This window comes from Bradyrhizobium sp. 35 (assembly GCF_023073215.1).
In the GTDB taxonomy this organism is placed as follows: domain Bacteria; phylum Pseudomonadota; class Alphaproteobacteria; order Rhizobiales; family Xanthobacteraceae; genus Bradyrhizobium; species Bradyrhizobium canariense_D.
This window is the reverse complement of record NZ_JADPJC010000120.1, coordinates 1-15,887: the sequence shown is the minus strand read 5'-3', so window position 1 is coordinate 15,887 and position 15,887 is coordinate 1. Positions and strand designations below refer to the sequence as shown.

Below are 15,887 nucleotides of genomic sequence, written 5' to 3'. Positions count from 1 at the left end.
TTATGAATCCGTTGTAGGCGGGCGATATCTATGTGTCCGCCAAAGCCCAACTGCGAGCATCAGAGGGTCCTTGGCGTGGAGCAATGACAGTCCTGCATAGGTGACGAAGCCAACAGCTGAAAGGAGTGCGATACTCAAGCCTGGCTGTGAGTGGGGCAGGAATTGGCGCGTAAGGCCGATCACAATGGCCATCAGACCCGATGCGATCACCGGACCGGTCAGGATACGAAGATGTTCATACGATGAGATGGCGCACTTGCGATTAGCCAAGATCGTCAACAGTACAAGTGCCAAGCATTCGCTACCTGACCAGACCGCCAGCGCGTAGCCGGAGTCGGGGAGTCGGGTAAGTGTGATAGCGATTGCCATGTACGCGAGGACTGCGAGGTTTACGGAGCGAATGCTTTCGATTTCACCGACGGCGCTCAGCAGAGATGTCATGAACAGGCGAGGAGCTTGAACAAAAACCAGTAGGCTTAGCCAGAACGCCGGCTCGGCGGCGGGCAACCATTTCGTTCCAAAGATGACGGTGATGAGTTCAGATGCTTCGCAACCGATCCCTACGAAGATCGGGAACATCAAAATGCAACCCATCGCGAGGGCCGTTCTATATGACCGAAGGAGTCGTTCTCGGTCATGTTGCATCCGCGCCATCAACGGAAGCATTACTTGCGAAATGGCAGTTGCAGTGATTGCCCAGACCGTATCGACAAGCCGAAAAGCGATGTTAAGAAAGCCAACTGTTTCGACCCCGAGAAATACTCCTGCAAAGAAGATGAAAGCGCGTTTGGTAGCAAAGTTGGTTGCGAGTGACGTGACTGCTCCAACGCTGTAGTTGAGCACATCGGCTAGAGGGCGCAGTTCTCTTGTCAGACGAGGACGCCACGCGGATAATACAACCAAGGTGGTGGAGCCTAAGATCGTCATCGAAAGCGATTGGATAACCAGAGACCAGATACCAAATCCTTGCAGGGCTGCCAGTATTCCGATTGCTGCTCCAGCTGTACGGCCAATCAGCGTACGTATTGCGAGAAGTCGGAAGCCGAACTCTTTCCTCAGCCGCGCATTCAAGATGCTCGCTGGAGCTTCGAATAGCAGTCCAACTCCGAGCACGCGGCCGATGTCGCCAATTCTCGGATCACCAACAAGGGTCGCCAGAAGCGGGAATATGGTCAGCAAGATGACAAAGACTACCACACTGACGAGAAGCGATACTGTGAATGCCGCGTTGAAGTGGGCGTCGCTTGCCTTGGGCTCTCGCACCAAGGCGTCATGGAACAGCATGTTGGTGAAGATGCCGGCGACCTCGATCACCGACACAGCTACTGCGTAAGAGCCGAAGTCATTGGGTTCGAGAAGTTTGGCAAAGATGATCAGGGCCGCAAAGGAAACCGCGGTCAAGCTGCCGTTTTCGACTATGCTCCACCAGATAGAACCAATTGCGATGCGTGCGAGCGACAAAGCTGGAGCGCTCAAGTGTCTATCAGGCTATGGCGCACACCAGTCAGTGCTAGCGGTGCCGCCCTCAAATCTTGCATCCATCGCATGACAAATCCAGCGTGTGACGTTTCACTCAGTGAACGGGTTTCCGCGAACCCTTTAATAGGCACTCGGCTTGAACAGAGTGAGGATGGCAGTCCGTGCTAGAATCAAGACATCCAACCTAAAGCTCCAATTGTTGACATACCACAAATCGTGCTCCACACGCTTCTGCATCAGCTCGATGGCGCGGGTTTCTCCGCGGTAACCATTAACCTGGGCCCAGCCGGTGATGCCGGGCTTGACGTGGTGGCGGTAGGCGTAGTTGCCGATGATCTGCTCATATTCGGTGTTGTGGGCGGCCGCGTGCGGGCGGGGGCCGACCAGCGACATGTCGCCCTTGAGCACGTTGAAGAGCTGCGGCAGCTCGTCGATCGAGGTCTTGCGCAGCCACCTGCCGACACGGGTTACGCGCGGATCGTCCTTCTCCGCCTGGCGAACGGTCGGGCCGTCCTCCAGGACGCACATAGTGCGGAATTTGATGATCTTGAAGGCGCGTCCGTTGAAACCGTTGCGGGTCTGTCGAAAGAATACCGATCCTGTCGATGTCAGCTTGATTACGATGGCGGTCATCAGCATCACGGGAGTGAAGACAATCAGTGCGACGCCAGCACCCAAGAGGTCGAGGGTGCGCTTAACCGTTCGTTCCTTCCAGGATAGCGGTGCGCGGCGCAGTTCGGCCGTAAAGGTGTTGCCGGTGCTTTGCAGCGGATGGCGTAAAAAGCGCGCGGTATGCGCGTCGGGCACCAGGTGCACGGGAACGGGCAGGATTTTTAGTGCGTCTAGAATGCTATCGATCGCGTGCTGACGGCTCCAACTCATCAGCAGGAAGACGTGCTCGATCCGATTCTCTCTCACATAACCAACCAGTTCGTCGAGTCGGGGCGCGATCGCGGAAAGCAGAAGGGGCGATGCAAGCTCGTTGGAGCGAATCTCCATGATGCGCCTCAGGCGATAGCCGTGCTGGGCGAGGTCTTGGATTGCGTTGGACGAGGCCGGCAGGCCGAACTCAGCAATCATCACTGCGGGACTGTTGGCGAAAGCTCCGCTGCGTAAGCCACGCGCGATCGCCCGTGCGGCGATGGTTTTCCAAGTCAAGAGCATGGCAAGACCGAGCAAATAGAACGAGATCGTGGTCGCGCGGGAAAATTCCTCGCTCACTTTCATGGTGAAGGCGATGGCGAGCAGAGCGCCGAACAAGCCCGTCCAGGTGGACACTGTCATGCGGAAGCTACGCAACAAATTGGTGATTGTCTTGATCCGGTAGCCGTGCTGGACGGTAGTAAGGAGGACGAAATTGACTGCGACCAAGAGGCTCCCGGCGGCATATTGATTGATCTTAGCAACCTCGGCGTGCACATAAAGGTGGTAAGCTATCGCGCAGCCGATCCCGACGGTTAACACTAGGGCCGCATCAATCAGCATCACCAGCCGCTCCACAACCGGGGGGCGAAGCCAGCTGTACCCTAACCCAGAGGGCGAAGGAGAAGCTTGTTCTGGGTTGCGAGTGTCCTCTGACGAATGACGAGAGGGCGCCCGTTGAGTCCGCAAAACCGTCATCCAAAACTCACTTAAAAATGAATCAGATATCCGAACGTGCCGAGCTATCAGGCGAAACCGCAATTAAAACAAGGAGAAGGGGAAAGTAACCTTACCCCTAAGGAGGATTGTAGCTTACAAGGTATCTTTGAAGATATGTCAATTTTCTAGTTCGTTAGGATGCTCCAGTGGTTCGAAGCGAATCCGGACGCCGGCTCAGACGGCGACTTCGCCGGCTTGTATCGATCGGCCTCGCCGCGGGCGCTCTGCTGGGCGTGGCGGCGCTTGCGCTTCGTTCGGATCGGGCGCCGCCGCAACAGCCATCGAGCTTTGGGGCCACGGCGAACCTCTATATTGACGGACGATATGACGCGCGGTTTGCCGGCGAGTTGGCTGCGACGAAGCAGGGCTTCTTCGCGACCGCGGTCACGCTTCGCCCCAGCTCGGACGACCCCAGCTTCGTCGAGACCGTCGCACGGGACCATGCCATTGGCGTAACAAGCGGCCAGAAATTCCTGTTGGCGGCTTGGCGCGGCGTCCCTGTGACGGCTTTCGCCGCAAGTTTCCTCGATACTTCACTTGCGATATTTGCCTTGGAAAGCTCCGGCCTGCGCCGACCCCAGGATTTGGTTGGCAGGCAAGTCGGCTACCGCAAGGGCAGCGAGGGCGAGGTCGTCTTCGACGCCATGATTGCCCAACTCGGACTGCCCCGCAGCCGGATCACGAAGGTGCCCGATCGCTACAGCTTCGAATTTCTCTACACTCGCGAGGTCGATGCCATCATCGCTCCGATCGACGAACAGCCCGATCCGTCCGCCGCCAGCTACGTACGACTTAGCATTATCAAGCCGCAAGACTACGGCATTCACGTTCCAGGGCTGGTCTATTTTGCCGGCAATGACCTCATACGTCACCGCCCATCCGTCATTGCCGACGTGCTCCAGGGCATCATCCGAGGCTGGCAGTTCGTGTATGCCGACTATGCACGTAGCGAGCCTGTTCTTTCCGGCTTTGACCCCTCAAGATTGAAACCCGAACGTCTGAGATTCGAGCTCCAGCAGCAGCGCAGCTTGGTCCTGCCTACCGGCAGCCGTATCGCAGATTACGATGAGAGTCGTTGGCGGACGCTTCGGGATATTCTCCTGTTCGCCAAGCTCGGCGAGGAGGAGGTGCCGTTGGCCCAAACGGTCAACTACCAGTTCCTTCGGGATCTGTACCGCCGTTCACCGGATCTGGCTGCCCCGGCAGCGTGGAGCGCGGAAAAATAGGACCTAGAAGCCACACTTGTGCGCCATATTGATGCAAAGGACCTTTGGCCGCCGCGGCATCGGTTGCTTTTCTGCCGGCGGCCTTGGTAAGCTTGGGTTCTAGCCGCGGGGCGGTTTGCGGACCGTTGGCATGCCGGGGTCTGACGGTGCAAGCCGACCTTCAAATCCGCAGGGGCAGGAGCTTTTTTGGGATGTTCAAGACGTTGATGCGAGCAGGTTTTTTGGCTGCCATCGTTGCCCTCAGCGTAGCGAGCGGAGCAAACGCGGCAATGCAGATGCCTGCACCGGCGGCCCTGCTCACAGGAGAGAGCCAGGTAACGCCTGTTACATTCTGGGCTCAGCCGTACCCATATCGGTATGTGCCGTGGCGCCGTTGCCCCCTGGTGCGGGTCGAGACACCCTATGGCTGGTATATGGACCGCGTTTGCGCGTCTGTCGGTCCTGTCCTGCGTCGGGCGTACTGAGGTTGGGCTAAACGAGCGGCGGCTGCCGTTTTTTCGAAGAATCTTTTCAAAGGCAGCCGCATACCTAACATGCGGCTGCCTTTCTCATTTTGCTTCGCTGAGTGCTGCTCTCTTGTGCAGCCAGCACGGGTTCACCATGAATATCTTTGTCGGACCGGGATAGGATGTCCCATGGTGAAGATTGTGTTACCAGACTGGCGGGGCTGCATCGGCAGCGTGATTGCGTAAGGCGGCGGTGACGGGATCTCCTCGGAGTGGTGACCCGGCAAACCGGACGTACATAGAGGATACGATGACAGGGGTTTCAGCCTACGATCTCACGGGCAAACGTGTCTTTGTCGCGGGTCACCGCGGCATGGTCGGATCAGCTGTCGTCCGAAGGCTTGCATCAGAGAATTGCACAATGCTGGTTGCCGATCGACGCGAGTTGGACCTCACGAAAGAGGAGCCCACGCTGCGATGGCTGGAGGCCAACCGTCCCGAGATCGTAGTTCACGCCGCTGCAAAGGTCGGCGGTATCGCGGCCAACAGCAATTTCCCGGTTGACTTTCTCTGCGACAATCTTGCGCTGGAATTGAACGTCATCCGTGCAAGCCATACGGTTGGTGTGCAGCGCCTGCTGTTTCTGGGCTCATCCTGTATCTATCCCAAGCACGCCAAGCAGCCGATCGCCGAAGGTGAATTGTTGACGGGACCCCTTGAGCCGACCAATGAGTGGTATGCGATTGCCAAGATTGCCGGCCTAAAGATGTGCCAGGCGTATCGTCGGCAATATGGCGATGACTTCATCTCGGTGATGCCGACCAATCTCTACGGCCGCGGCGACAACTACCACCCGGATCACAGCCACGTCCCCGCAGCGTTGATCCGGCGCTTCCACGAGGCCAAGATGGCCAATGCGCCCAGCGTCTCCGTGTGGGGGACCGGCACGCCGCTCCGCGAATTTCTCAACGTCGACGACTTTGCAGACGCCTGCGTCTTCCTGTTGAAGAACTATTCAAGCGACCTGCCAATTAACGTCGGTAGCGGCGACGAGCTATCGATCGCCGAATTCGCGGTGGCTGTAGCCGAGGTCGTCGGTTACGAAGGCAGGTTGATTTTCGATACCTCCAAGCCTGATGGTACCCCCCGCAAGCTCCTGGATAGCTCACGGATCCAGGCGCTTGGATGGCGCGCCACCACTTCGCTTCGTGCGGGAATTGCTTTGGCCTTTGAAGACTTCCTTCAAGGCCACGGCCGTCACCTGGAGGTTAGCCGCGCGGGTTGAGCAGCTCCATACTTCGATTGCCAAGTTTTTTGAATCTTTTTTTGTTGGATTGTATCAATGCGCTTTCTGCTGGTCGGCATCAATTACGCGCCCAATCTAATTGGGGTGGCGAAGTACAACACGGAGTTGTGCGAAAGCCTCGTCGACGAAGGTCACGAAGTCAGGGTGATTACCGCGCCACCCTACTATCCCGCCTGGAAGATCCCGACGGACTTCAGCGCGTCATATTTCAGGGCAACGGATATCAACGGTGTCCGCGTCACGCGCACGCCGATTTACGTCCCTGCGCAACCATCGGGCGGGAAGCGTTTGATTCATCATGCATCCTTCGCGTTGAGCAGTGTGCTGCCCGTTGCGAAAGAGGCATTCAGCTGGCGCCCTGATATCATGCTCTCGGTGGCGCCCTCATTGATGTCAGCTGCATTCGTTTCCTTCATCGCTCCCCGGGTTCGCGCCAAGTCTTGGCTTCATGTGCAGGATTTCGAGGTCGACGCGGCTTTCGATCTAGGATTGCTTCAGAATGACAATCTGCGAAGGGTGATGCTCAAGACGGAAGCTGCCATCATCCGCTCGTTTGACAGGGTTTCATCGATCTCTCCGCAGATGGTCGCTCGTCTTCATGGCAAGGGTTTGGAGATGGGACGCACGAGCGAGGTCAGGAATTGGATCGATACGAGTGCTATCTTTCCCGCATCCAGGCAGACTAGATATCGTCGACAGCTGGGCATTCCCGACACAGCGACCGTTGGGCTCTATTCAGGCACGATGTCGAACAAGCAGGGTCTAGATCTTGCAATAGATGCAGCTGCAGCTTTGGGAGATAGTCGTCCCAATACGCATCTCATTCTCGCTGGTGAAGGACCTCACAAGGCCAAGTTGGTCGAAATGGCGGATGGCCATTCGAGAGTTCACTTTTTGGACTTGCAGCCCAATGAGAGCTTCAATGAGTTGATGGCGACCGCCGACTTTCATCTCATTCCTCAGAAGGCTGAAGCGGCCGACCTAGTCCTGCCTTCAAAGCTTGGCGCAATCCTGGCATCCGGACGGCCGGTTATTGCAATGGCAAGTCGAGGGACAGGACTCGCTGCGGAAGTTGATGGCGCTGGACTGGTCATTCCTCCGGGCGACTCGCGAGCGCTTGCCGCCGCGATTGTAAAACTGAGCGACGATCACGCGCTTTGCGAAGAGTTGGGCGCTGAGGGGCGGAGGCGTTCCATCGAGCGTTGGGATCGCCGGACAATCGTTCGACGCTGGGTCGAGGACATGGCAGCCATGAAGGCTCCATTCGCTCGAGCGCCAAAGCCCACTCTTGGAGTTAGGGACGTCCCGATTCCGGTGAATGATGGCGTTTCTCTGCCTTGATGATAACGGGTTGGCATACCAAGTCTTGAAATCGAAAAGGGCGGGAGTGATTCAAGCTCCCGCCCTTTCCGTTTTACATCTGCCGCCGCTCACTCATGGCGCGGAAAATATCTGAAGCCGTGTTGCTTGATCAGTTCGTCGCGCTTTGCGGATTCGAGATCTTCCTTCATCATTTCTCGAACCAGGCTTTCGAACGATGTCTTGGGCTCCCAGCCGAGTTTCTGCTTGGCCTTTGATGGATCACCAAGAAGCGTGGCGACCTCGGTGGGACGGAAATAGCGAGGATCGACCGAAACAACGCACTTTCCTGTAGCGGCATCGTATCCTTTTTCTTCGGCGCCGCTTCCTTCCCAGCCAATTGTCATGCCCACTTCGCTCGCGGCGACGTCGACGAAGTCCCTGACCGAGTGCTGCACGCCGGTAGCGATCACGAAATCCTCCGGCTTCTCCTGTTGCAGCATCAGCCATTGCATCTCGACATAGTCACGTGCGTGTCCCCAATCGCGCAGGGCGTCCAGATTGCCGAGGTACAGCCGTTCCTGCAGACCCAAATGAATGCGCGCTACCGCTCGAGTGATTTTGCGAGTGACAAAGGTTTCACCGCGGACCGGAGATTCATGATTAAAAAGGATGCCGTTGCATGCGTACATTCCGTAGGCCTCACGGTAATTAACCGTGATCCAATAGGCATAGAGCTTGGCAACAGCATACGGCGAACGTGGGTAAAAGGGAGTGGTCTCCTTTTGCGGGATCTCCTGGACCATGCCGTAAAGTTCGGACGTTGACGCTTGGTAGAACCGAGCGGTTCTTTCCAATCCGACGATCCGCATCGCCTCGAGAATTCGGAGCGTACCAAGTGCGTCGGAGTTCGCCGTGTATTCTGGCTCCTCGAACGAAACGGCCACGTGACTTTGCGCAGCGAGGTTGTAGATCTCGTGCGGCTGAATCTGACCAACAATGCGTATAAGGCTCGAAGAGTCTGTCAGGTCGCCGTAATGCAGACGGAATGCTGGATTGGGCTCATGAGGATCCAGGTAGAGGTGGTCGATGCGATCAGTATTGAAAAGCGAAGTCCGACGTTTGATGCCGTGGACCTCATACCCCTTTTCCAAGAGCAATTCGGCCAGATAGGCGCCATCTTGACCAGTTACGCCGGTAATGAGTGCACGTTTCTTTGTCATGGAAATCTCTAAGTTCGATATACTCTGTTCGTACTCGAAAACTGGGCCAATAGGGAGAGGTCGGGCCGTAAAATCAAGCTTAGATTAACGGCTCTTAAGGCTCTACTAAGGCAGGGGATGTCGTCTGGGTGCCTGGGTCGGAGTGATGCAATAGAGCATTCGGCTTGCCACGCGCCGACGTCTCAGGCGCGCCCCGCAAGCCTTGGCCGCATCAGCCGCTCAATTCGGTGCAGGCCACGACATCTGCCCCGTCGGCGAGCAGATCACGCCACACCGGCGTGCGCCATAGGTCCGGTCGCCGGCGGCGATGCTGGTCTTGACCTCGCGGCCGGGTTCCTCGTCGCCGCGGGGTCTGGCGCCGAGAGAGCGGGTCCGGCGTTTCGCGACGAAGGCGAACCTCATGACACTTCCTTCGCGAATTAGTCCCCTCGGCCTTCAGCTTGGCGACCTCACGGCGCAGCCGCTCGATCTCCAGCTGCTCCGGCTTCATCTGCCCGTGGTCGGTAAAGGTTGCGCCGGATCGGAGCCGACCTCCTTCACCCATTTGCGGAGAACGTTCTCGCGAACGTCTAGGTCACGACCGGCTTGCGCAACCGACATCGCACGTTCCCGGCCCAGCTTGACCAACTCGACCTAGAGCTCGCGACTGAACTTCCGTCTCTTCTTCGCCCGCCTCCGGGCTTCATGAAACACCTAATCTCCGCGTCCATCAAACCGGCAGCAGCTCAGTCGTCATCGTGGAGTGTAAAGTCGGGACAGCTCCGCGAGCTGACGGCGTGATCTGGAGAGATAGTGCCCGTACGACCGACCTGGTTTCCAGACGAGCAAACGATTCGTTCCGCCGCACAATGTTGAGAGCGCGCCTTCGGTCCGTTAGGCAAGGTCATTGACTAGAGTCCAGCGAGGCTCGTCCAAGATATTGCGGCCGACACCTTAAGCCCCTGCGGGACGCACTAGCGATGATTTTCGCGACTTCCAACCCACTGTTCAGGCCTGACAAAGGATGATTTTGTCATCGCCTTTTGCTGTCGTGTTTGCACTTCCTTGGCACCCACTGCTGCACTGAGATGCCCTCATGGATCGACTTGCACTCCTGCAGCAATGCACAGGCTCCTCCTCTGAACAGTTAATGGGTGGTCTATGAAGCCGAGTTTAGGCAAACATTAAGTTCGCGAAGGCCCCGGACCGTTCTACTTCAATTTGTTGGGATCCGGGTAAGCTGATCTTGAAAGGGAGCATGGATCGTTGCCGCAACAACAGGCGGGGCGTTCATGTCAAAATCGGCAACATCTGCGAAGACCCAGAACTACGCGAGCGTTGTAATCGGTACCTCCGGCAACGATGTTCTTTCTGGTGGCACCGGAAACGATTTGTTGACCGGAGGAGCCGGAAGCGACACGTTTGTAATTTCCAAAGGATTTGGCTCCGACACGATTAGCGATTTCACGGGTGGTGCAGGTGGTGACATACTGCGCGTCGTAGACTATGGGTTCACAAGTTTCGCTGCCTTCAAGGCTGCAGCGAAGCAGGTCGGATCTGACGTCGTTGTCACTCTGTCGACTAGCGAATCTCTCACGCTAAGCAACGTAAAGTTGGGTTCACTGACTGCCGCGAATGTCCTTCTCGTTAATGAGGCGGTCAATCATGCGCCAGTGGCGAGCCCCGTAACCTTGACCGCAGGGATCGAGGACACTGTCTACACGATTAGTGCGACGACATTGTTAGCTGGCGTTGTGGACGTCGACAGCTCTTCGCTGTCGATTACCTCGATCAGTGTGGCAACCGGTGGTGGCAATATTGTCAACAACGGCAACGGCACTTGGACATATAGTCCAGCAGCGAACTACAATGGATTGGTCAGTTTCAACTATACGGCGTCCGATGGATCGGTAACCGCAACCTCGACTGCCAGCTTGACATTGGCGGCAGTCAACGACGCTCCAGTGGCCAAGTCGATGACGCTCGCTCCAGGCACGGAGGATGTCGCCTGTACGATCAGTGCGGCGACTCTGTTGGCTGGAGTTACGGACGTCGACAGCTCCTCATTGTCAATTACTTCAATCAGCGTGGCAAGTGGCGGTGGCAACATTGTCAACAATGGCAGTGGCACTTGGACCTACACGCCGGAAGCGAACTACAACGGACAGGTCAGCTTCAACTACACGGCGTCCGATGGATCGCTGACCGCAACCGCGACGGCCAGCTTGACCCTTGCGGCGGTCAACGACGCGCCGGTGGCAAGGCCGGTGACGCTCGCTGCGGGCACGGAGGATGTCACCTATACGATCAATGCGGCGACCCTGTTGGCCGGAGCTACGGATGTCGACAACTCCTCACTGTTGATCACCTCGGTCAGTGTAGCCAGCGGCGGCGGCACCATCGTCGACAACGGCAACGGCACCTGGACGTACAGTCCGGCAGCGAATTACAACGGCCCTGTTAGCTTCAACTTCACGGCATCCGACGGATCGCTGATGGCAACCTCAGCCGCCAACGCGACCCTTGCGGCGGTCAACGACGCGCCGATAGCCACGTCGGTGACTCTGGCTGCGGGCACGGAGAATGTCGCTTATACAATCACTGCGGCGAGTCTGTTAGCCGGAGTTGTCGACGTCGACAGTTCTTCGCTGTCGATCACCTCAGTCAGCTTGGCCAGTGGCGCCGGTAACGTTGTCAATAACAGCAACGGCATCTGGACATACACGCCGTCGGCGAACTACAGCGGACTGGTCAGCTTCAGCTACACTGCGTCCGACGGATCGTTGATGGCGACCTCGACTGCTAGTCTGACCATTTTGGCGACACAACCGCCGGTTCCGCTCGCGGCAAGCAATATCTTGTTCGGAAGCTCCGGCAATGACGTGTTGACCGGAGGCGGAGCCCCCGACCTATTCGTGGTTTCCAAGGGATTCGGCTCGGACGTTGTCAGTGATTTCCAAGTCGGCGCCGGCGGCGATGTGCTGCGGTTCCAGAACTACGGGTTCGGGACTTTTGCAAGTCTCCTGGCCGCTGCCAAGCAGGTTGGTTCTGATACGGTGATAGCACTGTCCAGTGCTGAGACTGTGACGTTAAAAAATGTCGCAGTTACGTCGCTGGTTGCCGCGAATGTCCAGCTCGATAATCCTCTGCCCCTTAGCGCGACTGCGACCTATGTGCCGGCCGCTGTAACGACCGGCACAGCGTATGGAACTTCCGGAAATGACAAGCTGCAGGCAAGTGGCGCGGCGGTAACTCTCGTCGGTGGCGCCGCCGATGATACCTATGTCGTCTACGATCGCACCACGAAGGTTCTCGAACAGGCTGGCCAAGGCGTCGATACGATCCTGGCCGGGAAGTATGACGGCTATAGCCTCGTCAATGCACCAAACGTCGAAAATCTGACGCTGACAGGGAGTGCTGCAGCACCTGCTACCGGTAACGCGCTTGACAACATCATTACTGGTAACGCCGGCAACAACATGATCGATGGAGGGCTCGGCAACGACGTCCTTGTAGGTGGTGGCGGCATAGACACCTTCGTGATCAAGGCCGGAAATGGAAATGATGTCATCACCGATTTCACCGCCGGGGCGGGAGGGGACATCCTTCAGGTTAGTGGCACGAATTTCAAGACGTTTGCCGATGTTCAGGCTGCGATGACGCAAGCAGGCACGGACGTCTACCTTGCCCTCGGAAATGGCGAGAGGATTACCCTTGAACACGCCAACATTCAAAATATCGTGGCAGCTAACGTCAATGTCGTGACGCCGTCCTCAGGCTTGCTCAAGACGTTTGGCGATGATTTCGATTCGCTGTCGGCCGGTCAGGATCCCAGTTTGACTTGGCGGACGAGCTACGCGTGGAGCGGCCCGGCCAGCTACCTGTTGAGCGGCAGCGGGGAGCAGGGCGTTTACGTCGATAGCAGCTTCTCCGGCTTGCCGGGGACGCAAGCATCGAGTTCGCTTGGTCTCAACCCGTTCTCCATTGAGAATGGCGAGTTGGTCATTACAGCTAAGCCCATCCCTTCGACCGTCAGTTCATATGTCGGAGGAGCTCAATTCTACACCGGCATGATCTCGAGCGAAAACAGCTTCGTCCAGACTTACGGGTACTTCGAGATGACGGCCACGTTGCCGAGCACAACCGGAGCCTGGCCTGCCTTCTGGCTGTTGCCGATTAACGGGCAGTACAGCGGCGAGCTCGACGTGCTTGAGGCATTCGGGCAGAATCCGGACCAGGCTCATTGGCAGGTCCACTCGTCGACCGGATCGACGGCTGCTCCCGGCGCTTGGGCAAATACGGCCGATCTTACGTCGGGAATGCATACTTTCGCGGTTCAATGGACACCCTATGATCTGACGTTCTTTGTCGATGGCGCCGAGATTGCCAAGGCTCCCACGCCTGCAGACATGAACACGGCAATGTACATGATCGCCAATCTCGCCATGGGCGGTTGGGCCGGAGCCGCCGATGGATCTACCGCGACGCTGACTATTGATTCGATTGAAGCCTATCAGCTGCCTGAATACACGCTGGCTAATTATACGCTTCTGGCGAGCGGTACTCCAACCAAGACGATTGCTGGGACAAGCAATGCCGACACTCTCACAGGAACAGACGGTAACGATCTGATCGCAGGCTACGGTGGTGCCGACGTCATGACCGGCGGTCTCGGCGATGACACCTATATCGTGGCGGATACAGGCGCGCGAATCGTTGAGGTCGCCGGGGGTGGGGTGGATACCGCGCAGGCATCGGTCTCGTACGCCCTTGCCAATTACGTCGAGAACCTCACTCTGACCGGATCCGCCGCTATCAATGGGACCGGAAACAGCCAAGCTAATATCATTGTCGGTAATTCCGCTGCAAACATCATCACTGGAGGGCAAGGCAACGATATCCTTACAGGAGGCGGTGGGAGTGATGAATTTGTGATCAATTTGGGGGATGGGTCGGACGTCATCACCGATTTCCATCCAGGCGCTGCCAGCGACCATGACGTCGTCACGCTGACGGGCTTTAGTTTCACCTCGTTCGATGACATCACGGCTGCAATGAATCAGGTCGGATCAGATGTTTACCTGACGTTGACAGACTATGAGACGCTGGTCTTTCGCGGGACAACGATTTCCGATTTCGTGAGTGACAACTTCCAGCTTCCGGGGACTCTGGCGACCAGCGGTGCGGCTCTGAGCTATTGGAGCGGTACTGCCGCTAATCAGTACGTCTATGGCACCGCCATGAACGACAATCTCAAAGCGGGTGGGACAGGCAACACCCTTGTTGGCGGTGCGGGCGACGACACCTATGTTGTCGGTTCGGCAAATACCACTATTGTTGAGAAACCGGGCGAGGGCATCGATACAGTTCAGGTGTGGGGCGTTTCGTATACGCTCGCGCCAAACGTCGAAAATCTAAATCTGATGCAAGGGGGCTTGACCGGAACTGGTAACGATCTCGCAAATCGAATGGTGGGCTCAAGTGGCAATGATATTCTTGCTGGAGCAGCTGGCGATGATTGGCTGTTTGGAGGTGGAGGTAACGACAGCTTTGTGTATGGCAAAGGAAGCGGGCACGATACGATCGCCGACTTCCATGTCTATACAAGCTCAACGGCCGAGCACGACAAACTAGTTTTCAAGGGTTATGACGCAAGCGCCTATCTGACTGTCGAGGGGGACGAGTGGGCCGTTCAGTATGCGGGCGGAGTCGATAAGCTTACGATTGTGGGGGTGACGCATCTAAGTGCTCTGGATTATTCATTTATTGCATAGCTTTGTTTGACCTCCAAATTTGAGCTCGATGTCATAAGCATGAGGCTCCGAAGGGCGAGAAGACTTTGTCGGAAGCACGGAATGGTCGGTTCTAAGTTGGCTGCCTCATAGCTGAGAACGGCTCGCGAGCAAGACGAATTGTAACTCGCCTCACTCCGTCGGCTGCTGTCCGGAGAGAGAGCCAGTTGCGTCTTGAGATAATGAAGGAGTAAGGCAGCCATGACAGATCACCAACCTTGTCCTGAGTTGCCGATCGTTCTCGGCTTCAATCTCATCGTGCACGACCCACCAGGCTTCTGAATAAGGACGGAGGGCGAGTAATACTCTCTCACGTTCTTTGTTCGGCTGGCGTGCAATGGAAGGACTTCTTGCGCGCCTCGCGGTGTAAGGTGGATTGGAGTTGCGGCCTAATCCATCCCATCCAATTGCACGGCCTGGCGTCAATGGTGCGGTTGCGCAGCCTGCGAGCAGGAAGGAGACGCTGGTGGCTGTCATGAAAAATCGGCTATACATTTGGGCCCAATGCAAAGCGGCAAGAGGCACACGGTTCCGCGAATGGAACTTGACGGAAATTGGTTAATGGAAAATTAAGTCAATGGATGATCAGCGTGTCAGCATTCTGTCCTGACTGTAATCCGCTGTGCCCCCTTGGTCCGCCATCGATGGGTGTCAGCATTGAACGCTTTCTAATCGAGACTCTGCGAGGAGAACATCCCGAGGATCGCAGCTGTGCGATCGTCAGCCGTCCGGTTTGATGTCGTTCGAACTTTTGCCGACTTCGATTCGTTCGCGGCGGGGCCTTTTTAGAAGACGGTAACGTTCGCGTCCAACGCTGCAAATCTGCTCCTGACTGCGCGCAATGTATCGGTCTAAGGCGTCCATCAGCGATAGGACTACCGGGCTGAGGTTATCAAGTACGAGGACACCTCTTGCCTCGCGCACCAGTAATACAAGGTGGTGCTCTGCGGTCAATCGGATGACGACCTCCGCTAGGAGCAAAGCTGAGCTGGGCCAACCGGCCCGAAGCAACAGATGGCGTTTGGTAACGGCATAGTCGCCGCAGTTGCCGTCATAAGGAAATATCTCCCATTCCAGGTCGTGTTGGCTTGCGGGCGGACCTTTTGGAACTATGCCGAAGTTCACCGTCGAATTAATGTAGGCGAGTTCTTGCCATCGTTGGACTGACGAAGGGAAGTCTCGAATCCGACGATCTTTGTGGAGCTGACAATCTTCGGATACTCGTTGCAAAATCGTGAGAACAAAAGCGGAGGAGTAACCGCTTGATTTTCGTCATTTGAGTAAGCAGTCTGACTGACAACACAACCAAACTGCGGGAAGCACCTCTAACCATGGGGCTTGACCTGAAAATTGATTGTACGGCGGAATAGCTAAAGTATGTCGCAACGCGACGGAAAGTAAGCGCGAAGCCGATACCCTTGCTTCAGAATTCGAATGAACGTGCGAAAGAAGCCTCCGGCTTGGACGGAGGTTTCGGATGGGATTGGACAGCAAAA

The 15,887-nt window shown here is 56.6% G+C and carries 8 protein-coding genes and 1 pseudogene; 4 read left to right on the top strand and 5 right to left on the bottom strand.

The features are described 5' to 3' along the window. Together IVB36_RS25520 and IVB36_RS25515 are read right to left on the bottom strand one after the other, a co-directional pair. Positions 1 to 1,476: an oligosaccharide flippase family protein gene (locus IVB36_RS25520; protein ID WP_247393351.1), complete on the bottom strand. Its 1,476-nt coding sequence runs from the start codon at positions 1,474 to 1,476 to the stop codon at positions 1 to 3. 123 nt (positions 1,477 to 1,599) lie between these two features. After that, the gene (locus tag IVB36_RS25515) at positions 1,600 to 2,964 is read right to left on the bottom strand and encodes an undecaprenyl-phosphate glucose phosphotransferase (protein ID WP_247393451.1); all 1,365 of its coding nucleotides are present in this window, start codon (positions 2,962 to 2,964) and stop codon (positions 1,600 to 1,602) included. Positions 2,965 to 3,266: 302 nt separating this feature from the next. Between IVB36_RS25515 and IVB36_RS25510 the strand changes: the two genes are divergently transcribed. The 3 genes from IVB36_RS25510 to IVB36_RS25500 all read left to right on the top strand — a co-directional run bounded on the left by IVB36_RS25510 (position 3,267) and on the right by IVB36_RS25500 (position 7,439). Beyond that, positions 3,267 to 4,346, top strand: coding sequence for an ABC transporter substrate-binding protein (locus tag IVB36_RS25510; RefSeq protein ID WP_247393349.1), 1,080 nt, complete (start codon positions 3,267 to 3,269; stop codon positions 4,344 to 4,346). A 756-nt stretch (positions 4,347 to 5,102) separates the two neighbouring features. Next, positions 5,103 to 6,077 (top strand): GDP-L-fucose synthase, encoded by a 975-nt coding sequence (locus IVB36_RS25505; RefSeq protein ID WP_247393346.1) that lies wholly within the window; start codon positions 5,103 to 5,105, stop codon positions 6,075 to 6,077. A gap of 57 nt (positions 6,078 to 6,134) precedes the next feature. After that, positions 6,135 to 7,439, top strand: coding sequence for a WcaI family glycosyltransferase (locus IVB36_RS25500; RefSeq protein WP_247393344.1), 1,305 nt, complete (start codon positions 6,135 to 6,137; stop codon positions 7,437 to 7,439). Positions 7,440 to 7,528: 89 nt separating this feature from the next. Here IVB36_RS25500 and gmd read toward each other — a convergent pair whose 3' ends face one another. Together gmd and IVB36_RS25490 are read right to left on the bottom strand one after the other, a co-directional pair. After that, complete coding sequence (gmd, locus tag IVB36_RS25495) at positions 7,529 to 8,620, bottom strand: GDP-mannose 4,6-dehydratase (RefSeq protein WP_247393342.1); 1,092 nt, start codon at positions 8,618 to 8,620, stop codon at positions 7,529 to 7,531. Positions 8,621 to 8,829: 209 nt separating this feature from the next. Next, a pseudogene (locus IVB36_RS25490) lies at positions 8,830 to 9,247 on the bottom strand (transposase); the annotation flags it as partial. A 644-nt stretch (positions 9,248 to 9,891) separates the two neighbouring features. On the opposite strand from IVB36_RS25490, the gene IVB36_RS25485 reads away from it, so the two are divergent. After that, entirely contained in the window at positions 9,892 to 14,373 is a 4,482-nt protein-coding gene (locus IVB36_RS25485) for a cadherin-like domain-containing protein (RefSeq protein WP_247393341.1), read from the top strand. A 738-nt stretch (positions 14,374 to 15,111) separates the two neighbouring features. Here IVB36_RS25485 and IVB36_RS25475 read toward each other — a convergent pair. After that, positions 15,112 to 15,621, bottom strand: a complete 510-nt coding sequence (locus IVB36_RS25475) for a transglutaminase-like cysteine peptidase (RefSeq protein ID WP_247393337.1) — start codon at positions 15,619 to 15,621, stop codon at positions 15,112 to 15,114. Positions 15,622 to 15,887 lie beyond the last annotated feature (266 nt).

Bases quoted from the DNA above. Each gene is read 5' to 3' on its own strand.
- IVB36_RS25515 (WP_247393451.1), bottom strand. From the start codon at position 2,964: ATGCTGATTGATGCGGCCCTAGTGTTAACCGTCGGGATCGGCTGCGCG.
- IVB36_RS25505 (WP_247393346.1), top strand. From the start codon at position 5,103: ATGACAGGGGTTTCAGCCTACGATCTCACGGGCAAACGTGTCTTTGTC.
- IVB36_RS25500 (WP_247393344.1), top strand. From the start codon at position 6,135: ATGCGCTTTCTGCTGGTCGGCATCAATTACGCGCCCAATCTAATTGGG.
- gmd (WP_247393342.1), bottom strand. From the start codon at position 8,620: ATGACAAAGAAACGTGCACTCATTACCGGCGTAACTGGTCAAGATGGC.
- IVB36_RS25485 (WP_247393341.1), top strand. From the start codon at position 9,892: ATGTCAAAATCGGCAACATCTGCGAAGACCCAGAACTACGCGAGCGTT.